A 22,586-nucleotide genomic window follows, 5' to 3' on the forward strand; every position below is an offset into this window, starting at 1 on the left:
CATATGGCACGTTATTTCCGTCGTCGCAAGTTCTGCCGTTTCACCGCGGAAGGCGTTCAAGAGATCGACTATAAAGATATCGCTACGCTGAAAAACTACATCACCGAAAGCGGTAAGATTGTCCCGAGCCGTATCACCGGTACCCGTGCAAAATATCAGCGCCAGCTGGCACGCGCTATCAAACGCGCTCGCTACCTGTCCCTGCTGCCGTACACTGATCGTCATCAGTAATCGGTCACGGTCCATTAATACGACTTTGAGAGGATAAGGTAATGCAAGTTATTCTGCTTGATAAAGTAGCAAACCTGGGTAGCCTGGGTGATCAGGTTAACGTTAAAGCGGGTTACGCTCGTAACTTCCTGGTACCGCAGGGCAAAGCTGTCCCGGCTACCAAGAAAAACGTTGAATATTTCGAAGCACGTCGCGCTGAACTGGAAGCCAAACTGGCTAACGTTCTGGCGGCTGCTAACGCTCGCGCTGAAGAAATCAACGCACTGGGCACCGTTACCATCGCGTCTAAAGCAGGCGACGAAGGTAAACTGTTCGGTTCCATCGGTACTCGCGATATCGCTGACGCAGTGACTGCGGCTGGCGTTAAAGTGGCTAAGAGCGAAGTTCGTCTGCCGAACGGCGTTCTGCGTACCACTGGTGAGCACGAAGTGGACTTCCAGGTTCATAGCGAAGTATTCGCTAAACTGACTGTAAACGTTGTTGCTGAGTAATTTTTACTCATAACGATGCCCTTAAGTTTTTCGGGATTGCAGAAAGGCGGCAAGTGAGTGAATCCCCGGAAGCTGAGATAACTCAGTGACCAGGGTAAGCGAATGTTGCCAACGTATTTGCAACGTGAAATACGATGGGGAATAAAACGCCGGCCTTATGCCGGCGTTTTGCTTTTTAACGTTACCAGAATGACAGGTTTCGCTATATCAAAACGCTCGGCTGCGTATTGGGTTTTGCTGGCGTGATGTTAGTTAACTTCCCCAGTAACTTGCATGATTCTACTTGTGCCTGGAAGGGTGATAGATTCATCGCGCTGGCTGCGGCGTATTGCTGGCGGGAAGCAAAGGTACGCTGGAAGTGCATACCTTGTCAGGAAGTTGTGGTGCCTGGTGTGCGCCGGAGCATGCAGCAGAAGCTTAACCCCGTCATCATGATTGCCCCTTCAACTTTGTCGTACCGGTTGCCGATATAGTACTATCCGCCATTTTCCTCGACGCGAGTATTATGGATATCAAATATGGCGTGGCACGCTGCTGGTCTGCTTGTGGATACGGTGGGGTAATAAATGTGCCGGATAAGCGCTTATCCGGCTTTATCGGTTAACGTGCGCGAATAAAACTGCCATCCGGCTGACGGGTAAACAACACTTGCTGGCCGCTGGCCTCAATGGTTAATCCGGTTACTACGCCGTTAGCATTCTGGCGAATCTTCACCGTCTGGCCGTTTTTCAGGCTGCTTAGCGGTTTCCCCTCACCTTCCACTTTCGCCATCGCGTAAACATCGGTAGGCGGTAGGTTATGATCACGGAACAGTTGCGCCAGCGTTTTCCCTTCTTCTACATGATAAGATCGCCACTGTTGTTCAATGCTGCCGGAAGAGGTGATCGTCGGACGACTTTGTGCCACCGGGGCTTCTTGCTGCTGTACAGACTGTTGCTCTGGTTGCTGCTGTTCGAGCGACGCTTCAGCGCCCGGGGCGACCTGTTGCGGATCGTTCACTACCGCTGGTGGCGTTTGTGCAGGGGTGACAGGCTGAGCGGCAGTGGATGAAGGTAACTGAATTTGCGCTTCGCGTGAGGCGGTAACCGGCCTCGTATCGTTCGTTGACGGTAGCAGAAAACCGATAATCACCAACAACGCAGCCAGGATCAAACCGCGACGGTGAAACGGCGGGAGCGGGTCCATAAGGCGAAAATGCTCCGGAGCTTGCCAGATTTTCACCAGGGTAGGTTTCAGTTCAAATCGCCCGGGCATGGCTTTCCTCCTGCTCCGCGTCATTTAAAATCCTGTCTCGTTGAGTATATACATTTTATCCTTCCTGGGCGGCGTCTATCGTTTTTAACTCTCTGATCGTCAGCACAAAGCCGGATTTTTCTACAGCAAAATTAGATTTATCTTACGGGCTCTATTCTTTCTCTTTCCCTGCGATTTGTCATCTTTCCTGCGACAAAGTTGTACCCGGTACAGCCCGGCTGTTATGCTGCGCGCTACCTTAAAAAGCGATGGAAGGAAAACCCATGACAACCCCAACTTTTGACACGATCGAAGCGCAAGCCAGCTATGGCATCGGTTTACAGGTCGGACAGCAGCTTAGCGAATCCGGGTTAGAGGGGCTGTTACCGGAAGCGCTGGTCGCGGGCATCGCGGACGCGCTGGCAGGCAAACAACCTGCTGTACCGGTTGATGTCGTACATCGCGCCCTGCGTGAAATCCACGAACGTGCCGACGCCGTGCGTCGTTCCCGTTTTGAAGAGATGGCGGCGGAAGGCGTGAAATATCTGGAAGAGAACCGCGCGCGTGAAGGCGTGAACAGCACCGAATCCGGTTTGCAGTTCCGCGTGATCAATCAGGGCGAAGGCGCAATCCCGGCGCGCACTGACCGCGTTCGCGTGCACTACACCGGCAAACTCATTGACGGTAGCGTATTCGACAGCTCCGTCGCGCGCGGCGAACCGGCCGAATTCCCGGTTAATGGTGTTATCGCTGGCTGGATCGAAGCTCTGACGCTCATGCCGGTCGGCTCCAAATGGGAACTGACTATCCCGCATAACCTCGCTTATGGTGAGCGTGGCGCTGGCGCATCTATCCCGCCATTCAGCACTCTGGTATTTGAGGTGGAACTGCTGGAAATTCTGTAATTCCCCGCATGAATCCCTCTCTCTTTTTGGAGAGAGGGGTGAGAAGAGTGCGTCGATCGTTCGGTAATAAGATCAATGTCGATATATTATATTGAAAAATATGCGTTCGGGTGTATTTTTGTGAAGCATTCCGCATTAGCTAAGTGATATGACACTCACTTTCAACAAATATTTAACATTCGATTTAATTCAGAGTATCCATCCCGCCGATTCTTACCTAATATCGATGCGTCCATAAAGGACGGAATACACAATAAAAGGCCAGAAGAGCCCAACAACACAGACAGGATTAAAACATGGTAGATCAGGTTAAAGTCGTAGCCGACGAACAGGCTCCGGCTGAACAGTCACTACGGCGAAATCTCACAAACCGACATATACAGCTTATTGCGATCGGCGGCGCTATTGGTACCGGGCTGTTTATGGGATCCGGAAAAACCATCAGCCTCGCAGGTCCATCGATCATTTTTGTTTATATGATCATCGGCTTTATGCTGTTTTTCGTGATGCGCGCAATGGGTGAGTTGCTGCTGTCGAACCTCGAATATAAATCATTTAGCGACTTCGCCGCCGATCTGTTGGGGCCGTGGGCGGGGTACTTTACCGGCTGGACCTACTGGTTCTGCTGGGTGGTAACCGGGATGGCGGACGTCGTGGCGATCACCGCCTACGCGCAATTCTGGTTTCCGGGCCTTGCCGACTGGGTCGCAGCGTTGGCGGTGGTATTACTGCTGTTGAGCCTCAATCTTGCGACGGTAAAAATGTTCGGCGAGATGGAATTCTGGTTTGCGATGATCAAAATCGTTGCCATTGTCGCGCTGATTATTGTGGGTGTAGTGATGGTGTTGATGCACTTCAAATCGCCGACGGGCGTTGAAGCATCGTTCACGCACCTGTGGAATGACGGCGGCTGGTTCCCGAAAGGCATCAGCGGTTTCTTCGCCGGTTTCCAGATCGCAGTCTTCGCCTTTGTCGGGATCGAACTGGTCGGCACAACAGCAGCAGAAACGAAAGATCCGGAGAAATCTCTGCCGCGCGCGATTAACTCCATTCCACTGCGCATCATCATGTTCTATGTCTTTGCACTGATCATTATTATGTCAGTGACGCCGTGGAGCTCGGTTGTACCGGACAAAAGCCCGTTTGTAGAACTGTTTATGCTGGTTGGTATTCCGGCGGCCGCGAGCATCATCAACTTTGTGGTGCTGACTTCTGCAGCGTCGTCGGCAAACAGCGGCGTCTTCTCGACCAGCCGTATGCTGTTTGGTCTTGCACAGGAGAAGATGGCGCCGAAGGCGTTCGCGGCACTCTCCAAACGCGCGGTGCCGGCAAAAGGGCTGACCTTCTCCTGTATCTGCCTGCTGGGTGGCGTAGTGATGCTCTATGTGAACCCGAGTGCGATAGCCGCGTTCACCATGATCACTACCGTATCGGCCATTCTGTTTATGTTTGTCTGGACGATAATTCTCTGTTCGTATCTGGTCTATCGTAAACAGCGTCCGCATCTGCATGAAAAATCGAATTACAAAATGCCGCTGGGCAAATTGATGTGCTGGGTGTGCATGGCATTCTTTGCCTTCGTACTGGTGCTGCTGACGCTGGAAGCGGATACCCGTGAAGCGCTAATCGTCACGCCACTGTGGTTTATTGTGCTGGGCGCGGGCTGGCTTTATGCCGGTAAAAAACGTCTGGCTGACCGTCAGCCATAAAAAAAGAGCCGCAAAGCGGCTCTAAACTTCCATGAATCAAGGGCGCTCTGTTGGGCGCCTTTTATTATTCACCTGCGAGGGCACGCGGAAAGAGGTTATTGTTTTCCAGACTGATGTGTTCCATCAGATCGTCAATTAACAGATTGATGCCGTTATACATGGCTTTCCAGGTGGTACAGGCTTCTGGCGGTGGTGTAACGTTGTTGGTGATGTGCTTAATAACGTCCAGCAACTCACCGGCTTCATCATGTTCACTCTCCATCACTGTGATCGGCCCCATGGCCTGCGAACCCATGCCTTGTTTGATCATCGGGAACAGGATCTGTTCCTCTTTCATCATATGGCTGGAAAGTTCCTGATGCAGCATCGTCAAATATTTGGTTAACCCGAGCGGCACATTGGGTTTATCGGCATGCACGCGTTCCACTTTGGTGGCCTGTAAAATCAGCTCCGGCAATTGTTCGCGGTGGCGATTATGGTAACGCACAATAATGTGGTCGATGATTTCCGAAAGTTTGGCAACACGCCAGTCTTTCTCGATCGGCTGCTCTGCCAGTTTTGCCAGCTCGGCTTCAATGACATCAATATCCAGCTCTTTGCGCGCCGCAGAGCGGCCGAGTGTCTGCTTACCACCGCAGCAGTAGTCCATATCGTATTGACGGAACAGTGCGGAGGCGCGGGGGATCGAGAGCGCCAGCTCACCCAGGGGTTGATCGCGGAAAGCCATAGCAGTTACCTCATCGTGAAATTATAAGATGTATTTTAAATGCATCTTTATGCCGATGATATACCCCTTTTGGGGTGGGGCCAATCGCCTTATGCCTTTATTGCGCAAAAAACAGTGATATTCATCACAAAAAATCTTTCGCGTTTAACATATTGAATGCAGGTAATTTTATTGAAAAATTTTGGATAGAGTTTTGTAGCGAGATTAAACAACTACGTAACGCTGCCGATACAGAGACTCAGACCATTCCCTGTATCAAATGAAGGCCTACGATGTTCAAGCGTATTAAAGTTATTACCTTATTAATTATGGTGTTGCTCGTACTGGGTGCGATGCAGCTTATTTCTGCCGGCGTGTTTGTCAGCGCACTGAATAATGACAAAAACAACTTTAACGTTTCTCAGGTTTCCAGCCAGAACGTTTCTGAGTTCACTGATGCCTGGATCAGCCTTAACCAGGCGCGCGTCACATTAAACCGCGGCATGCTGCGCTTACAGAGCAGCACCGCCAGCCAGATCAATGGCGGGCAACTGAGCGAGCTGGCCAACACCGCGACCGACTTGCTGAATCAGGCGCAAAAGCATTTTGAAAAATACAAAGCGATGCCGGACACGCCGGGGCTGGATAAAAATCTCTCCAGCGACCTGGAAAAACAGTACGACATTTACCATGCGACGCTGACGGAAATGAACCGTCTGCTGTTGGCGGGCAAGCTGGAAGATATGTTCCGCCAGAATGCGGAAGCGAAACAGGTCGCTATGCAGAAAAGCTACCGCGCATGGCGTGATGCTCAGGCTGTACTGGCGAACCAGGGCGTAATCGAAAACGAGAGCGACTACCAGCGCATGCTGTGGATTCTGGGTGTTGTCATGGTCGTTGTTCTGGCGGTGATCATCATCAGTTGGGTGGCGATGCAGCGTGTATTGCTGAAACCGCTGCATGAAGTGATGGGCCATATCCGCCACATCGCGGCGGGTGATTTGACGCACGCGATTGATGCCGAAGGCAAAAACGAGATGGCGCTCTTGGCGCAAAACGTGCAGGAGATGCAGCAGTCGCTGGTGAAAACCGTCAGCGTGGTGCGCGATGGTGCCGATACCATTTATACCGGTGCGGGCGAAATCTCTGCCGGTAGCAACGATCTCTCTTCACGTACCGAGCAGCAAGCGGCCTCTCTGGAAGAGACGGCGGCCAGCATGGAACAACTGACAGCAACGGTGAAACAGAACGCTGACAACGCCCGCCAAGCGACACAACTGGCGCAGAACGCGTCCAGTACGGCGCAAAAAGGCGGCCAGGTTGTGGATGGCGTGGTGCGTACGATGGACGAAATTGCTACCAGCTCCAGCAAAATCGCGCAAATCACCAACGTGATCGACGGCATCGCCTTCCAGACCAATATTCTGGCGCTGAACGCGGCGGTTGAAGCCGCCCGCGCCGGCGAACAAGGCCGCGGTTTCGCCGTTGTTGCTGGTGAAGTTCGTACGCTGGCGCAGCGTAGCGCGCAGGCGGCGAAAGAGATCAAAGGGCTGATTGAAGATTCTGGTAGCCGCGTCGATGCAGGCGCTGCGCTGGTACATCAAGCTGGAGATACGATGAAAGAGATCGTCAGTGCTGTCACGCGCGTGACAGATATCATGGGCGAAATCTCATCGGCTTCTGATGAGCAGAGCCGCGGTATCGACCAGGTGGGGCAGGCTGTTGCTGAGATGGATCGCGTAACTCAGCAGAACGCCTCGCTGGTGGAAGAGTCCGCCGCCGCCGCCGCCGCACTGGAAGAGCAGGCAGCGCGCCTGACGGAAACGGTAGCGGTATTTAAAATCAACCGTAGCCGCAGCTTACGCACGCCTGTGCAGGTAAAACCGGGCAGCAAACCACAGGCGAAAGCCGCAGAGAGCTTTAGCGAAGCGAACTGGGAAACCTTCTAAATCCTCACTTCAGGCTGACCAGACCCGGCGCATAATGCCGGGTTTTTTTATTCCAGCTCTACCGAAATAACGCTCGCTTTTTGTGGTTTTGACAGCACCGCCATCACCACACCACACACCAAAAGCACAATGCCGCAAAAGGTGAGCAGCGGCGGGATACTTTGGCGCAACAAGAAGGTATAAAGCAACCCGGCCAGCGTTTCGAAAACAATCAGCGGGCCAACTATAACCGTTGGCAGACGCTGGCAGGCAATATTCCAGCATAGCGCGCCCACCCACGAGCAGAGTACGGCAATGGCAAACATCAGCACGATAAACACCAGAGGATTTGGGCCGAAAGGCAGGGGAAAATCAGGTTCCTGCACATCAAGCCACTGGCAGGCTGCGAGATAACCGATAAGCGAGACGGGCAACGTGACCAGCGCCTGCGCCGTTGCCCACATCATCGGGTTTTTATCCGGGTTCTCCCGCAACCAGCGGGCGTTACGCAGGGCATACCACGCCCAGCAGCCCACCGAAGTAAATGCCAGTGCGATCCCCGTACCGTAACGGCTCCAGGTGAAATCCGGCAGACCATGGCGCAGCTCGGCGATATTGACGCACATCAGACCAATAGCGATGCAGGTAAGCGCGGGTGCCAGCCGACGCCAGGACAGTTTTCCGTCCCGCTGGCTATAGAGCAGGTTGGCACACACCGGAATCACCACTGGCAGGGTGGCGATGATCATGGTCGATACCGGCGCGCCAGTACGCTGGATGGCGCTCGCCAGACAGACGTAATAAACCAGATTGCCCATTATCGTCAGCGCCAGTGCAGTCACCCAGTCGCCGCGCGTTAACTGGCGCAGACGCGCGCGCCCGAGCCACGCCAGCGGCAGGGCGATCAGACCCAGCGCCAGATAACGGCCGGTGGATTGCAGTACTGCCGGGTAATCCGGCACGATCAATGGCCCAACGAAAATTAAGCCCCACAACAGCCCGGCAAACAGAGCATACAACACACCACTAATCATCATTCCATCCACGTTTACATTGGCTATCGCCAGTGTAGAGAAGGGATGGTGCGAAATATTGTATGAGATTGCGCATTAACGGCGGGTGACTTGCTTCTGGTAACGTACCGGCGTGATGCCGTAGCGGTGGGTAAAGGCGCGTGTCAGATGCGATTGATCCGTCAGCCCGGTCATGGCCGCGACGTCTGCGGCGGGCATGCCCTGCGTGAGGAATGCTTTTGCCCGCCACAGGCGGATCGCCATCAACATCTGGTGCGGCGTGACATGGAAGTGCGCCTTGAACTGACGTTGAAAATGATAAGGGCTAAGCGCAGCTACGCCCGCTAACTCGTCCAGCGTCAGGTTGTGCATATAGTTGTCGTGCAGATAGTCGCGTATGCGTTCAAAACGGTGTGTGCCTTCCGGGCGCTGCGACGCGTGATGCGCCAGCGGGCGAAAAGTATCGATCAGATCCAGCAAAATGCTTTGCTGCGCCAGTGGATCGTCGGTGTGCCACAGACCATGGATCTGCGTGCAGATCTGCCGGGTGCGCAGCGGATCGTGACGCATCACCTCGCTGAACCACCAGTGGCGGACGCCGGCCACCTCTTCGAGCAACTGCGGATCGAGATAGACCATACGATAACGCCAGCCGTCATCGGCTGCGGCTTCGCCGGTGTGCAACTCGTCGGGGTTCATGGTGACCACGGAATTGGCCGGAGCGACATACTGCGTGCCGCGATAGCGGAAGCGTTCGGCACCGGCTTCAATGGCACCAATGCCAAAGGCTTCATGGGTGTGGGGTTCGAACGCGTAACGGGAGATATGCGCGTGGTACAGCTCAACGCCCGGCACCTTCGCCAGGTGGCGGAAGCGTGCACAATCTCGCTCGTCGTTAAACTGCTCTGGTACGCCTTCCACAATGCTTCTCCACGCGGGTCATCGTTGCATTATTCAGGATGACCCGGCGGCAGGCTACAAAAATTAACCAATATTTAACCGTTACACCAGGGCGTTGACACTTTCAGCGATCGGCGTGGTCGGGCGGCCAATCAGTTTGCTGAGCGTTTTACTGTCGTCAAACAGACCGCCTTTTGCGGCTCCGGCATCGGAATCCGCCAGCAAATTGGCAAACACGTCCGGCAGGCCAGCGCCCTTCAGCGCGGCAGCGAAATCCGCTTCGCTCAGGTTCTGGTAAACGATGTTTTTGCCGCTGGCTTTGCTTAACAGCGCGGCCAGTTCGCTCAGCGTCCAGCCGTTATCACCCGCCAGTTCATAAACTTTCCCGGCATGACCCTCTTCGCTGATCACACGGGCAGCAGCGGCAGCATAATCCGCGCGAGTTGCTGAGGCGATTTTGCCATCGCCTGCGGCACCGATAAAGACGCCGTGCGCCAGTGCCGCTGGTGCGCTGGCGAGGTAGTTTTCGCTGTACCAGCCGTTGCGCAGTAATGCATACGGAATGCCGGATTCGGCGAGCATTTTCTCGGTTTCGACATGTTCAACGTGCAGGCCGAGCGGGGACTTATCCGCATGCAGCAGGCTGGTGTAGGCGATAAATTTCACCCCTGCGGCTTTAGCGGCATTGATAACATTACGGTGCTGTACGGCGCGCTGGCCCACTTCGCTACTGGAGATCAGCAACAGTTTATCAACGCCTGCCAGCGCTCGCGTTAGCGCGGCCTGGTCGCCGTAGTCGGCCTGACGCACCAGTACGCCCTGTTTGCTCAGCGCTTCGGCTTTCGCCGGGTTACGGACAATGGCGACGATTTGTTTTGCCGCGACGGTTTTCAGCAGCTCTTCTACCACAAACTGGCCCAGTTGGCCGGTCGCGCCGGTAAGTGCGATCATGGTGTTCTCCTTACGTGTTCAGTGAGTGTTGTGGTAAGCTATCATTCAAGCTAACTTTTAGTAAGTACGTACAAAAAGGTAAGTATGAAAACAGTTTCTGCAGCCCAGACCCTGAGTGAACAGATACGCGACGGTAATTTGTTCGCCGAGCAGTGTCCGTCGCGGGATGTCCTCAAACATGTGACCAGCCGCTGGGGCGTATTGATCCTCGTGGCGCTGCGTGATGGCACGCACCGTTTTAGCGATTTACGCCGCAAGATGGGCGGCGTCAGCGAAAAGATGCTGTCGCAAAGCCTGCAATGGCTGGAGCTGGATGGTTTTATTAATCGCGTCGCGTATCCGGTTGTTCCGCCGCATGTTGAGTATAGTCTGACTCCGCTCGGTGAGGAGGTCAGCGAGAAGGTGGCCGCGCTGGCGAACTGGATAGAACTGAATATTCCGCAGGTGCTGGCGCATCATGCAAAACAGGTGGCGTAGGCCCGGTAGGCATTAGCGCTACCTGGCAAGATGCCAGATAGCGCTGCGCGGGTCTGGACGAGAAAAGTTATATCTCCCGGACCGGGTGAATCACGACTTGTTTAAATCGATGCTATAAATCGCGAAACCGATTTCGTCGTTCCCTACTTTTTGCATCGGATAACGCGCATTCTGTTTAATAAACGCGGCGGCTTTCTCCGTTGGCGCAGTTTCAAAACGAATATCCAGTTTATGGCTTGTGTGAACAGGTGCCAGTTGCCAGTTGTTATCTGCGGCGGGATGGATTTCCCCGGCACGCTTCGTTTCATCGCTGATCCACTTTGTCAGCACGGCGCGGTTTTCATCCGGTGAAGCAAAAGCGATATGGCTGTCGCCCGTTCCGGCAAACTTACCGCCGTAGGCGCGGTAATTATTAGTGGCGACGAGGAAAACCGCGTTCGGATCGATGGGCTTGCCGTTAAACGTCAGATCCTTAATACGTTCCGCCTGCGGGTTTATACTCTGGCATTCACCATCGTAACGCGCGGGCTGCGTCACATCGATCTGGTATTTCACGCCGTCAATAACATCGAAGTTATAGGTGCGGAAACCGTCCCAGTTAATCAGGCTTTGCGGCTTATCGCTGTTGGGATCGATTTGATTAAATTGTCCGGCAGAACACTCCAGCCACTCTTTCACCTCTTTACCTGTCACTTTTACCACTACCAGCGTATTGGGGTAGAGATAGAGATCGGCGGCATTACGGAACGTGAGCTGACCTTTTTCCACTTCAACGAAACTGGCCGGATCGTTTTTACGTCCACCCGCTTTAAATGGAGCGGCAGCAGAGAGCACTGGCAGTTTCGCCAGATCAGGATCCCCCTGAATAAAGTGTTCCACGTAGGCTTTTTGCGCGTTATTCACCACCTGTACGGTCGGATCGTCCTGCACCAGCGACAGGTAGCTGTACATGTTGTCGGCCGATTGACCAATTGCCTTCCCCACAAAATGACGCGTAGCGTCGTGATCGTGTTTGAGGATTTCTACCAACTTGCTGTCCTCGCCAACGAGGGCTTTCTTCGCCGCTGCGTCGTAGATGGGGCGTGCTTCGGCTTTGGATTGCGTCACCTGCCATTTACCTGAATCGTTGTTCAACACCAGATCGACGACGCCGAGATGGTCGCCCCACATACCCGGCATTACGGACGGAATACCGTTCAGCGTGCCTTTGCTGATATCTGCGCCTTTGATGGCGGAAAAATCTTTACCCGGGAAGACGGCATGAGCGTGACCAAACAGAATGGCATCGACGCCCGGCACTTCGCTCAGGTAGTAAACGGAGTTTTCCGCCATCGCCTGGTACGGCTCCGCCGCCAGCCCGGAGTGTGCCACCACTACTACCAGATCGGCACCTTTGGCGCGCATTTCCGGCACGTAGCGGCGTGCGGTTTCGGTGATGTCATTGACCGTCACTTTGCCGTTGAGGTTGGCTTTATCCCACACCATGATCTGCGGCGGCACAAAGCCGATATAACCGATACGCAGCGTGTGGGTATTGCCCTCTTTATCCTGCACGGCGGTTTCTTTAATCAGGTAAGGGGTGAACAGCGGTTTTTTGCTTTTTGCATCAATAATATTGGCATTTACATAAGGGAATTTCGCCCCCGCCAGTGCTTTGCGCAGGTAATCAAGGCCGTAGTTAAATTCATGGTTGCCGAGATTACCAACGGCGTAATCAAGGGTATTCATCGCCTTATAGACCGGATGAACTTCTCCTGCTTTAAGCCCCTTTGCCGCTACATAGTCGCCCAGCGGACTGCCCTGGATTAAGTCGCCGTTATCCACCAGCACGCTGTTTTTGACCTCGCCCCGCGCGGCGTTGATCAGGCTGGCAGTGCGCACCAGTCCGAATTTTTCCGTCGCGGTATCTTTGTAGTAATCAAAATCCATCATGTTGCTATGCAAATCAGTGGTTTCCAGAATACGTAAATCCACCGTTGCCGCCTGCACGCTGGCCGCAATCAGCGTCGCCAGAAGCGTTGCACTAAACTTAATCATCAGAGGTATCCTTTTTTCGATCTAAGCCACAAAAGAAATTGTTATGTACATTTTGTTGCTTACAGAACTGTGAATACTGACATAAAAGTGAGCAAAGAAAACGCAATCGCTATCACAGATGGCAGATTCCAACGCAATGCGATATAAGTAAAACAACGAGTTACAAACCACTGAACAGATAAGAGGTGGATATGTTAGATGCAATTTGCCAACTAGCGCGGGAAGCGGGTGACGCCATTATGCAGGTGTATGACGGTCACAAACCGATGGAGGTCACCAGCAAAGTGGATCACTCCCCGGTGACCGCCGCAGATATTGCGGCCCACGGCGTGATTGTGCGCGGGCTGCAGGCGCTAACACCGGATATTCCGGTGCTCTCGGAAGAGGATCCGCCCGCGTGGGAAATTCGCCAGACATGGGGACGCTACTGGCTGGTGGATCCGCTTGACGGCACCAAAGAGTTTATCAAGCGTAACGGCGAGTTCACGGTTAATATCGCCCTGATTGACAATGGAAAACCTGTGCTGGGTGTCGTTTACGCGCCGGTGCTGAAAGTGATGTACTCTGCCGATGAAGGCAAAGCGTGGAAGGAAGAAGCGGGACATCATCAGCAGATTCAGGTGCGCAATGCACGCCCACCTCTGGTCGTGGTGAGCCGCTCCCACGCCGATGATGAACTGAAAGAGTATTTGCAGCAGCTAGGCGAACATCAAACCACGGCGATTGGTTCATCGTTAAAATTTTGCCTGGTTGCGGAGGGGAAAGCGCAGCTCTACCCGCGGTTCGGGCCGACCAGCGTCTGGGATACGGCGGCAGGGCATGCTGTTGCGGTAGCCGCCGGGGCGCATGTTCACGACTGGCAGGGGCGTACACTGGATTACACCCCGCGTGAATCTTTCCTCAACCCCGGCTTTCGGGTTTCTATTTACTGAGTAACTTATGCAGCAGGTCTATCACCTGCTGCACCTCTTGCTGGCTCAGGCTACCGTCTTTAGCAAACTGCACGCGGCCTTCTTTATCCAACACGATGATTGCGGAACTCTCTTCGTCCAGTTGCCACGCTTTGCGCGTCACGCCTTCGCTATCGACAATAAATTGCGACCACGGATAGAGCTTCTTGTTGCTCTCTATGCTACTGCGAACAAACATGGCGCTGCCCGGGATGGCATCATCGGTATTGACGATGGTGGTGGTCTGATAGCGATCATGGGGCAGATTTGCGGCTTTTATCGCTTCAATCAGCCCGGCATTCTTCTCTTTAGCGGAGGTGCGACCGGCAATATGCTGTACAACCCGCACTTTGCCTGGAAGCTGGGCGCTGTTCCAGTTTTTATAGCTAAACTTGTCATTATCAAGAATCAACTCCCCTCTGTCGGCAATGCCAACAGGTGGCACGCGCTGATTGGTTTCGATGTTATGGGCCGAAGCCATTAGCGGCAGTAACAGGCATGTCGCTGCCAGGATGGAACGTAGGGTCATGGTGTTTCCTTATCGTTATGCAGGTGATCCGACCACTTGAATTACGGTTTTAATCATAAGTGCGATCTATATGTTTTTCCCGCAAGCAGAGTGCCAGTTTGCGGGGGGACGCACATATCTGTGAAAAAATGTGGCTTTATACTGTGTGGATTAAAGGACTGAAAAGAATATTCTGAATAATTGTCATCAAAAGGTAAATAAAGTTATTCACACTACGTATGAGTGAGGTTCTGAACTATAGTGACTGAGCATTAAAATTTGCGCTCATCAACGCTGGTCCGATTGTGGAACCGCAAGGGCGTAATGCTTTACAGGAGAAACAAGAATGAAAATTTTCCAGCGTTACAACCCACTTCAGGTGGCCAAGTACGTAAAAATCCTGTTCCGTGGACGGTTGTATATCAAGGACGTTGGCGCTTTCGAGTTCGACAAGGGGAAGATCCTCATCCCGAAAGTGAAGGACAAACAGCATCTGTCTGTGATGTCCGAAGTCAACCGTCAGGTTATGCGTCTGCAAACAGAGATGGCTTAACCAACCCGTTGTGCTATGCAGTAGTTTAAGTACTAAAAAAAAACGGCCCCGTCGCAGGGGCCGTTGATATTTCAGCAGACGGTCACGCCGCGCCTTTATCTTCCGCGTCAGGCAACTTCGGCGTCAGCAGCGTAGCGCGGGTGTCGATACGGGTAACCAGCAACTGATCGATGCGGTAGTTATCGATATCCACCACCTCAAACTTGTAGCCGGAGAATTTCACCGCATCGGTGCGCTTGGGGATCTTACGCAGCATAAACATCATAAAACCGCCGATGGTTTCATAGTTGCCGGACTGCGGAAATTCATCGATATCCAGCACACGCATCACGTCATCAATCGGCGTGCCGCCATCTATCAGCCATGAGTTTTCATCACGGGCGACAATCATCTCTTCCAGCCCCTGGCCGATCAGGTCACCCATCAGCGTGGTCATCACATCATTAAGAGTGATAACCCCGACCACCAGCGCGTATTCGTTCATGATCACCGCGAAGTCTTCACCAGCGGTTTTGAAGCTTTCCAGCGCTTCTGAGAGGGTTAAGGTGTCCGGCACGATCAGCGTGTTGCGGATCTGCACGCCGCTGTTCAACGCCATACTTTGATTCGCCAGTACGCGGTTGAGCAAATCTTTGGAGTCGACATAGCCGACGATATGGTCGATATCATCATTACAGACCAGAAACTTGGAATGCGGATGTTCAGAGACTTTGTTTTTCAGGCTCTGCTCATCTTCATGCAGATCGAACCAAATCACGTTCTCGCGCGAGGTCATTGACGACGGCACGGTACGTGACTCCAGCTCAAACACGTTCTCAATCAACTCATGTTCCTGCTTACGCAGCACCCCGGCTAAGGCACCGGCTTCCACGACGGCATAAATATCATCGGAGGTGATGTCGTCCTTGCGCGCCATCGGCAGTTTGAAAATGCGGAAGATGACGTTGGCCAGGCCGTTGAAGAACCAGACCAGCGGGCGGAAAACGAATAAACAGAAGCGCATCGGGTTGATGATACGCAAAGCCACGGCTTCGGGCGCAATCATACCGATGCGTTTCGGGGTCAGGTCGGCGAACAGAATAAACATCCCGGTCACCAGCGAGAAGGAGATAATAAAGCTGAGTTGTTCGGCCAGCTCGGGGGAAACGATGTTGATCAATATGCTGTGAAAAACGGGGGAGAAGGCTGCATCGCCGACGATACCGCCAAGAATGGCAACGGCGTTAAGGCCAATTTGCACCACCGTAAAGAAAGTGCCAGGCGTTTCCTGCATTTTCAGAATGCGTTGCGCGTTGATATTGCCTTCATCGGCAAGCAGTTTGAGCTTAATTTTTCGCGATGCGGCAAGTGAGATCTCTGACAACGAGAAAAACGCACTTACCGCGATCAGACAGAGTATGATTAAGATGCTGTTTAACATAATTTATCCAGCTATTAACCGGATCCTCGGAAGGGGTTTTGAATATCCATGTGGTAAACACAATGAAAGCCGGCCCGAAGCGGTGAGCCGGCAATTTCGAGGGGTAGTATAGCGTAAGCCCGCCACAAGCTGCCAGAGACTTAATTTTCGCCTAAATGCGTGAAAGTTCCCTTACTCTTTTATGGGTTAAGCTGCGGCGGTAAACAAACGCCAATCCCTCCGATACCGCAGTAGCCATGCGGGTTTTTATACAGATACTGTTGGTGCTCATCTTCCGCGTAGTAGAACGGCGTTGCGGATGTGATCTCAGTGGTGACGGTGCGCGCATCTCCAGCGCTGCGCATAGCCACCTGGAAGCGTTCAAGGCTGGCACGCGCTGCGGCGTTTTGCTCCGGTGTTAGCGGGTAGATCGCTGAGCGGTACTGAGTGCCGAGATCGTTACCCTGACGCATCCCTTGCGCCGGATCGTGGTTTTCCCAGAACACCTGCAACAACTGCTCGTAACTCACCACTTTTGGGTCGTATACCACGCGCACGGCTTCGGCATGGCCGGTCTGTCCGGTACAGACTTCGCGGTAAGTCGGGTTTGGTGTATAGCCCCCGGTGTATCCCGCAGCGGTGCTGTAGACGCCCGCTAACTGCCAGAACAGGCGCTCTACGCCCCAGAAACAGCCCATAGCAAACAGCGCAATCTCCATACCTTCCGGAACATGGCTCATTGAATGCTCGTTAACAGCATGTAAACTGGCGACAGGCATGGGGGTGTTGCGTCCGGGCAATGCTTCTGATTGAGAAACAAGGTTTTTTTTATCGAAAAAGCTCACGGTGATACCTCCCGGCGAGAGTCATTACGGTTAGGGTTGTGTTGCGGCGTGTGTTTTAACACAATAAACATCACAAATCAGGCTAGATTTAAACATAAGAGATTTTGGGCTAGCCGTCCTTTTTTCAACCTGCATAGCGGGTTTTTATCAGCCTGTATTCTGCATAAAAGCCGAACAGGCTCAGCGCGGAGTTGCGCTTACGTTTCCTTCCAGGGGTAGGAACAAGGATATTCAGGAGAGAACGTGCCAAAGATCCGTCTTTTATGTTTTGCCAGCTTGTTGCTGGCAAGTGAAATGGCTTTTGCCGCGAATGTACGATTACAACTGGAGGGATTAACGGGCGAACTCCAAAAAAATGTGCGCGCCCAGTTGTCGACTATCCAGAGTGATGAAGTGACGCCGGATCGGCGTTTTCAGGCACGCGTTGATGATGCTATCCGCGAAGGGTTGAAAGCCTTAGGTTACTACGAACCTACCATTGATTTCGAACTACAGCCACCGCCAGCAAAAGGGCGTCAGGTATTGATTGCCCGCGTCTCTGCGGGCGAACCGGTGTTGATTGGTGGTACCAGTGTGATCCTGCGCGGTGGCGCACGCGACGACAGCGATTACCTGGCGCTGCTCAAAAAGCGTCCTGCCATTGGCACCGTGCTGCACCATAACGATTACGACAATTTCATAAAATCCCTTACCAATGTGGCGCTGCACAAAGGCTACTTTGACAGTCATTTCACTAAAAGACAGCTTGGCGTCGCGCTCGCTCGCCACCAGGCCTTCTGGGATATCGACTACGATAGCGGCCAGCGTTACCGCTTTGGTGCGGTGACCTTTGAAGGTTCGCAAATACGCGACGAATATCTGCAAAACCTCGTCCCGTTTCATGAAGGAGATTACTACCAGACCAGGGATCTGGCTGAGCTGAACCGTCGCCTGTCCGCTATCGGCTGGTTTAAATCTGTTGTGGTCGCTCCAGAGTTTGATAAAGCGCGTAAGACCAAAGTGTTGCCGCTGAAAGGCGTGGTGTCGCCGCGTACGGAAAACACCATCGAAACGGGTGTTGGCTATTCCACCGATGTCGGGCCGCGCGTTAAAGCAACATGGAAAAAGCCGTGGATCAATTCTTACGGCCACAGCTTGACCACCAGCATGAGCGTCTCGGCGCCTGAACAACAGCTTGATTTCAGCTATAAGATGCCGCTGCTGAAAAACCCGCTGGAGCAATATTATCTCGTACAGGGTGGCTTTAAGCGTACCGATCTAAACGATACTGAAGCGGATTCCACCACGCTTGCACTGTCGCGCTATTGGGATCTCTCCAGCGGCTGGCAGCGGGCGATTAACCTGCGCTGGAGCCTGGACCACTTTACTCAGGCCAGCGTCACCAACACCACCATGCTGGTCTATCCCGGCGTGATGATCAGCCGGACCCGCGCGCGCGGCGGTCTGATGCCGACCTGGGGCGATTCGCAACGCTACTCAGTCGATTACTCCAATACCGCCTGGGGATCGGATGTCGATTTCCTCGTGTTGCAGGCGCAAAACGTCTGGATCCGCACGCTTTACGATCGCCACCGCTTTGTGGCGCGCGGCAATCTCGGCTGGATCGAAACCGGTGATTTTAACCGCGTACCGCCGGATCTGCGCTTCTTCGCCGGGGGCGATCGCAGTATTCGCGGTTACAAATACAAATCCATCGCGCCGAAAGATGATGACGGCAAGCTGATCGGCGCGTCTAAACTGGCGACCGGATCGCTGGAGTACCAGTACAACGTGACCGGGAAATGGTGGGGCGCCGTATTTGTTGACAGCGGCGAAGCGGTCAGCGACATCCGGCACAGCAATTTTAAAACCGGGACCGGTGTTGGTGTGCGCTGGGAATCGCCGGTCGGGCCCGTCAAGCTCGATTTTGCCGTACCGGTCGGCGATAAAAGTGAACATGGATTACAGTTTTACATCGGTCTGGGGCCAGAGTTATGAGTTTATGGAAGAAAATCAGCCTCGGTGTACTGGCGCTTCTCCTGCTGCTGCTGGCAACGGTTGCCTTTCTGGTGGGCACTACTAGCGGGCTGCATCTGCTGTTTAACGCAGCAAACCGCTGGGTGCCAGGGCTGGAAATCGGCCAGGTTACCGGCGGCTGGCGCGATCTGACGCTGAAAAATCTGCGCTATACGCAGCCAGGTGTCGCGGTTAATGCCGGGGAGATCCACCTTGCGATTAAGCTTGGTTGCCTGCGTAACAGTAGCGTGTGCGTCAACGATTTGTCTCTGAAAGAGATTAACGTCGCTATCGACAGCAAACAAATGCCGCAGAGCGCACCCGTACAAGAAGAGGATAGTGGGCCGCTGAATCTCTCCACGCCCTATCCGATTACCTTAAGCCGGGTGGAGCTGAACAATGTAAACATCAAAATTGACGGTACCACGGTTTCGGTGATGGATTTCAGTACCGGTCTGAACTGGCAAGAAAAGAGCCTGACGCTGACGCCGACATCGCTGAAAGGGTTGCTGATCGCCCTACCGAAAGTAGCCAATGTCGCGCAAAAAGAGGTAGTGGATCCAAAGATCCAGAACCCGCAGCCGCAGGAAAAACCGCTGGGCGAAACGCTGAAAGCACTGTTTGACAAACCATTGCTGCCGGAAATGGCCGATGTCCATCTGCCGCTGAACCTCAATATTGAGGCGTTCCGCGGCGAACAGTTGCGACTGACCGGCGACACCGATCTTCTGATCAACAGCCTGCTGTTGAAAGTCAGCAGCATCGATGGACAGATGAAGCTTGATGCGTTGGATATCGACTCCAGCCAGGGGACGATAAACGCCACCGGCAGTGCACAACTGCGTGATAACTGGCCGCTAGATATCACGCTCAATAGTACGCTGAATATTGATCCGCTGAAGGGCGAGAAGGTGAAGCTGAAAGTTGGCGGAGAAATGCGTAAGCAGCTTGAGATTGGCGTGAATCTCTCCGGTCCGGTTGATATGGTCTTACGGGGGCAAACGCAGCTAGCTGAAGCAGGATTGCCACTCAATCTTGAGTTGACGAGCCAGCAGCTCTACTGGCCGTTTACCGGGACAAAACAGTTCCAGGCGGACGATACCAAACTGACCTTTTCCGGCAAAATGACCGATTACGCGCTGTCGTTCCGCACGGCGGTGAAAGGGCAGGATATTCCCCCGGCGACGATCACACTGGACGGTAAAGGTAACGCGCAACAGATCACTATTGATAAGTTGACCATCGCCGCGCTGGAGGGGAAAACCGAACTGAAAGCGCTGCTCGACTGGCAGCAGGCGATCAGCTGGCGCGGCGAACTGACGCTTAACGGTATTGATACGGCAAAAGCTTTCCCCGAGTGGCCGTCAAAGCTGAATGGCCTGATAAAAACCCGAGGCAGCCTGTATGGCGGTAGCTGGCAGATGGATGTGCCGGAGCTGAAGCTCAGCGGCAACGTGAAGCAAAACAAAGTGAGCGTTGACGGGCAACTGAAGGGCAACAGCTATTTACAGTGGACTATCCCGGGTCTGCATCTGGCGCTGGGGAAAAATAGCGTGGATATCAAAGGCGAGCTGGGGGTTAAGGATTTGAACCTCGATGCTAACATTGATGCACCTGGGCTGAATAATGCGTTACCGGGCCTCGGTGGAACGGCGAAAGGCGTGGTGAAAGTGCGCGGTACGGTCGATGCGCCGCAGGCGCTGGTGGACATTACCGCCAATGCGCTGCGCTGGCAGGCGCTATCTGTCGACCGCGTTCGTGTTGAAGGCGATGTTACCTCCAGCGATCAGATTGCCGGGAAACTCAACGCGCGCATTGAACGTATTACCCAGCCGGGCATGAATCTTAGCCTGGTGACGCTGAATGCCGACGGCAACGAAAAGCAGCACAAGTTGCAGTTGCGCGTGCAGGGTGAGCCGGTCTCCGGGCAGTTGAATCTGGCCGGGAGCTTCGATCGCCAGCAGCAGCGCTGGAAAGGGACGCTGAGTGATACTCGCTTCGCCACTCCAGTTGGCCCATGGTCGATCAACCGGCCCATCACCCTCGATTATCGTAATCTGGAACAAAAAATCGCTATTGGCCCGCACTGCTGGCTGAACCCCAATGCTGAACTGTGCGTGCCGCAGACCATTGATGCAGGTGCTGAAGGACGCGCGGTCGTGAATCTGAATCGCTTCGATCTGGTGATGCTCAAACCGTTTATGCCGGATACCACGCAGGCCAGTGGCGTATTCAGCGGTAAGGCCGATGTGAGCTGGGACACCACCAAAGCGGGCCTGCCGCAGGGCGAGGTAACACTTTCCGGGCACGGTGTGAAGGTCACCCAGGAAGTGAATGGCGCGTCGCTACCGATAGCGTTCGATACCCTAAACCTGAATGCGCAGCTCCGTAACAACCGTGCCGATCTTGGCTGGCTGATTCGCCTGACTAACAACGGCCAGTTTGATGGTCAGCTACAGATTACCGATCCACAAAGACGACGTAACCTGGGCGGCAATGTGAACATCCGTAACTTCTCTCTGGCGATGGCCAACGCCATATTTAGCCGTGGCGAGAAAGCTGCAGGGACATTGAACGCCAACCTGCGACTGGCGGGCGATATGCAAAGCCCGCAATTATTCGGGCAACTGGGGCTAAACGGGCTGAATGTGGAGGGCAACTTTATGCCGTTTGACATGCAGCCCAGTCAGTTAGCGATCAATTTCAACGGCATGAGCTCGACGTTGCAGGGTGTAGTGCGTACCGGGCAGGGGCAGATCAACCTCAGCGGTGATGCTGACTGGCATCAACTGGATAACTGGCGCGCGCGCGTGGCGGCGAAAGGCAGTAAAGTGCGCATTACTGTGCCGCCGATGGTGCGACTGGATGTCTCGCCGGATGTGGTATTTGAAGCCACGCCAGGACTATTTACGCTCGATGGGAGCGTTGATGTGCCGTGGGCGCGGATTGTGGTACACGATTTGCCGGAAAGCGCCGTGGGTGTCTCCAGTGATGAGGTGATGCTCAACAATGATCTGCAACCGGAGCAGCCAAAGAGAGCGTCGATTCCGATCAACAGCAATCTGACTGTTCACGTCGGCAATAACGTGCGGCTGGATGCTTTCGGCCTGAAAGCGAGGCTGACTGGCGACCTGAAAGTAGCGCAGGATAAGCAAGGGCTGGGGTTGAACGGGCAAATTAGTATTCCGGAAGGGCGCTTCCGTGCATATGGCCAGGATCTGATTGTGCGCAAAGGCGAACTGCTGTTCTCCGGCCCTCCGGATCAACCTCTGCTGAACATTGAGGCGATTCGTAATCCGGACTCGACTGAAAACGATGTTATTGCCGGGGTTCGTGTCACCGGTACGGCGGATGAACCGAAAGCCGAGATCTTCTCTGATCCGGCGATGTCGCAGCAAGAGGCGCTCTCTTATCTGCTGCGCGGGCAGGGGCTGGATAGCGAACAGAGCGATAGTGCGGCAATGACCTCCATGCTGATTGGCTTAGGGGTTGCACAAAGTGGTCAGGTTGTGGGTAAAATCGGCGAGACATTTGGCGTCAGCAATCTGGCGCTGGATACTCAGGGGGTAGGCGACTCCTCCCAGGTGGTGGTCAGCGGCTATGTTCTGCCGGGTCTACAGGTCAAATATGGCGTAGGAATTTTTGACTCACTGGCGACTCTCACGTTACGTTATCGCCTGATGCCTAAGCTGTATCTTGAAGCGGTGTCTGGCGTAGATCAGGCACTAGATTTGCTCTATCAGTTTGAGTTTTAG

The 22,586-nt window shown here is 53.7% G+C and carries 19 protein-coding genes; 10 read left to right on the forward strand and 9 right to left on the reverse strand.

Annotated elements, in window-relative coordinates:
* The first annotated feature begins 3 nt into the window (after nucleotides 1-3).
* Complete coding sequence (gene rpsR / locus BM427_RS12620) at nucleotides 4-231, forward strand: 30S ribosomal protein S18 (protein WP_000135199.1); 228 nt, start codon at nucleotides 4-6, stop codon at nucleotides 229-231.
* A gap of 41 nt (nucleotides 232-272) precedes the next feature.
* Nucleotides 273-722 carry a 50S ribosomal protein L9 gene (gene rplI, locus BM427_RS12625; RefSeq protein WP_090122031.1) on the forward strand — a complete coding sequence of 150 codons (450 nt, stop codon included), beginning with the start codon at nucleotides 273-275 and terminating at the stop codon, nucleotides 720-722.
* A gap of 600 nt (nucleotides 723-1,322) precedes the next feature.
* Here the strand turns inward: rplI and BM427_RS12630 are convergent.
* On the reverse strand, nucleotides 1,323-1,976 hold the full coding sequence (locus BM427_RS12630; protein WP_090122032.1) for a LysM-like peptidoglycan-binding domain-containing protein: 654 nt from the start codon (nucleotides 1,974-1,976) through the stop codon (nucleotides 1,323-1,325).
* Nucleotides 1,977-2,239: 263 nt separating this feature from the next.
* On the opposite strand from BM427_RS12630, the gene bamJ reads away from it, so the two are divergent.
* Together bamJ and cycA are read left to right on the forward strand one after the other, a co-directional pair.
* Nucleotides 2,240-2,860: a BamJ family beta-barrel-assembly machinery protein gene (gene bamJ, locus BM427_RS12635; protein WP_090122034.1), complete on the forward strand. Its 621-nt coding sequence runs from the start codon at nucleotides 2,240-2,242 to the stop codon at nucleotides 2,858-2,860.
* 296 nt (nucleotides 2,861-3,156) lie between these two features.
* On the forward strand, nucleotides 3,157-4,569 hold the full coding sequence (cycA, locus tag BM427_RS12640; RefSeq protein ID WP_090122036.1) for a D-serine/D-alanine/glycine transporter: 1,413 nt from the start codon (nucleotides 3,157-3,159) through the stop codon (nucleotides 4,567-4,569).
* A gap of 64 nt (nucleotides 4,570-4,633) precedes the next feature.
* On the opposite strand, the gene ytfE is transcribed toward cycA, so the two are convergent.
* Nucleotides 4,634-5,296 (reverse strand): iron-sulfur cluster repair protein YtfE, encoded by a 663-nt coding sequence (gene ytfE, locus BM427_RS12645; protein WP_090122037.1) that lies wholly within the window; start codon nucleotides 5,294-5,296, stop codon nucleotides 4,634-4,636.
* A 272-nt stretch (nucleotides 5,297-5,568) separates the two neighbouring features.
* On the opposite strand from ytfE, the gene BM427_RS12650 reads away from it, so the two are divergent.
* Nucleotides 5,569-7,224, forward strand: coding sequence for a methyl-accepting chemotaxis protein (locus tag BM427_RS12650; protein ID WP_090122039.1), 1,656 nt, complete (start codon nucleotides 5,569-5,571; stop codon nucleotides 7,222-7,224).
* Between the two features lie 47 nt (nucleotides 7,225-7,271).
* On the opposite strand, the gene BM427_RS12655 is transcribed toward BM427_RS12650, so the two are convergent.
* The 3 genes from BM427_RS12655 to BM427_RS12665 all read right to left on the reverse strand — a co-directional run bounded on the left by BM427_RS12655 (nucleotide 7,272) and on the right by BM427_RS12665 (nucleotide 10,067).
* Nucleotides 7,272-8,237: a DMT family transporter gene (locus BM427_RS12655; RefSeq protein ID WP_090122041.1), complete on the reverse strand. Its 966-nt coding sequence runs from the start codon at nucleotides 8,235-8,237 to the stop codon at nucleotides 7,272-7,274.
* A 75-nt stretch (nucleotides 8,238-8,312) separates the two neighbouring features.
* The gene (locus BM427_RS12660) at nucleotides 8,313-9,137 is read right to left on the reverse strand and encodes an AraC family transcriptional regulator (RefSeq protein ID WP_090122042.1); all 825 of its coding nucleotides are present in this window, start codon (nucleotides 9,135-9,137) and stop codon (nucleotides 8,313-8,315) included.
* An 81-nt stretch (nucleotides 9,138-9,218) separates the two neighbouring features.
* Entirely contained in the window at nucleotides 9,219-10,067 is an 849-nt protein-coding gene (locus BM427_RS12665) for an SDR family oxidoreductase (RefSeq protein WP_090122044.1), read from the reverse strand.
* Between the two features lie 84 nt (nucleotides 10,068-10,151).
* Between BM427_RS12665 and BM427_RS12670 the strand changes: the two genes are divergently transcribed.
* The gene (locus tag BM427_RS12670) at nucleotides 10,152-10,544 is read left to right on the forward strand and encodes a winged helix-turn-helix transcriptional regulator (protein WP_090122045.1); all 393 of its coding nucleotides are present in this window, start codon (nucleotides 10,152-10,154) and stop codon (nucleotides 10,542-10,544) included.
* A gap of 90 nt (nucleotides 10,545-10,634) precedes the next feature.
* On the opposite strand, the gene BM427_RS12675 is transcribed toward BM427_RS12670, so the two are convergent.
* A complete protein-coding gene (locus BM427_RS12675) occupies nucleotides 10,635-12,581 on the reverse strand; it encodes a bifunctional 2',3'-cyclic-nucleotide 2'-phosphodiesterase/3'-nucleotidase (protein WP_090122047.1) in 1,947 nt (648 codons plus the stop codon).
* A 191-nt stretch (nucleotides 12,582-12,772) separates the two neighbouring features.
* Here BM427_RS12675 and cysQ point away from each other — a divergent pair, with 191 nt between their 5' ends.
* Nucleotides 12,773-13,513, forward strand: a complete 741-nt coding sequence (cysQ, locus tag BM427_RS12680; protein ID WP_090122049.1) for a 3'(2'),5'-bisphosphate nucleotidase CysQ — start codon at nucleotides 12,773-12,775, stop codon at nucleotides 13,511-13,513.
* Here cysQ and BM427_RS12685 read toward each other — a convergent pair.
* Entirely contained in the window at nucleotides 13,503-14,060 is a 558-nt protein-coding gene (locus BM427_RS12685) for a YtfJ family protein (protein WP_090122051.1), read from the reverse strand. The two genes, cysQ and BM427_RS12685, sit on opposite strands and share 11 nt — an antisense overlap.
* A 325-nt stretch (nucleotides 14,061-14,385) precedes the next feature.
* Here BM427_RS12685 and BM427_RS12690 point away from each other — a divergent pair, with 325 nt between their 5' ends.
* Entirely contained in the window at nucleotides 14,386-14,592 is a 207-nt protein-coding gene (locus tag BM427_RS12690; RefSeq protein ID WP_003856054.1) for a DUF1107 domain-containing protein, read from the forward strand.
* 82 nt (nucleotides 14,593-14,674) lie between these two features.
* Here the strand turns inward: BM427_RS12690 and paeA are convergent, their stop codons facing one another.
* Both paeA and msrA read right to left on the reverse strand, forming a co-directional pair.
* The gene (paeA, locus tag BM427_RS12695) at nucleotides 14,675-16,012 is read right to left on the reverse strand and encodes a polyamine export protein PaeA (protein ID WP_090122052.1); all 1,338 of its coding nucleotides are present in this window, start codon (nucleotides 16,010-16,012) and stop codon (nucleotides 14,675-14,677) included.
* Nucleotides 16,013-16,191: 179 nt separating this feature from the next.
* Nucleotides 16,192-16,836, reverse strand: coding sequence for a peptide-methionine (S)-S-oxide reductase MsrA (gene msrA / locus BM427_RS12700; protein WP_090122053.1), 645 nt, complete (start codon nucleotides 16,834-16,836; stop codon nucleotides 16,192-16,194).
* Between the two features lie 243 nt (nucleotides 16,837-17,079).
* Here msrA and tamA point away from each other — a divergent pair, with 243 nt between their 5' ends.
* On the forward strand, nucleotides 17,080-18,813 hold the full coding sequence (gene tamA / locus BM427_RS12705; protein ID WP_090122055.1) for an autotransporter assembly complex protein TamA: 1,734 nt from the start codon (nucleotides 17,080-17,082) through the stop codon (nucleotides 18,811-18,813).
* The gene (tamB, locus tag BM427_RS12710; RefSeq protein WP_090122056.1) at nucleotides 18,810-22,586 is read left to right on the forward strand and encodes an autotransporter assembly complex protein TamB; all 3,777 of its coding nucleotides are present in this window, start codon (nucleotides 18,810-18,812) and stop codon (nucleotides 22,584-22,586) included. The genes tamA and tamB overlap by 4 nt, the downstream gene beginning before the upstream one ends.

The organism is Kosakonia arachidis, assembly GCF_900116535.1.
In the GTDB taxonomy this organism is placed as follows: Bacteria; Pseudomonadota; Gammaproteobacteria; order Enterobacterales; family Enterobacteriaceae; genus Kosakonia; species Kosakonia arachidis.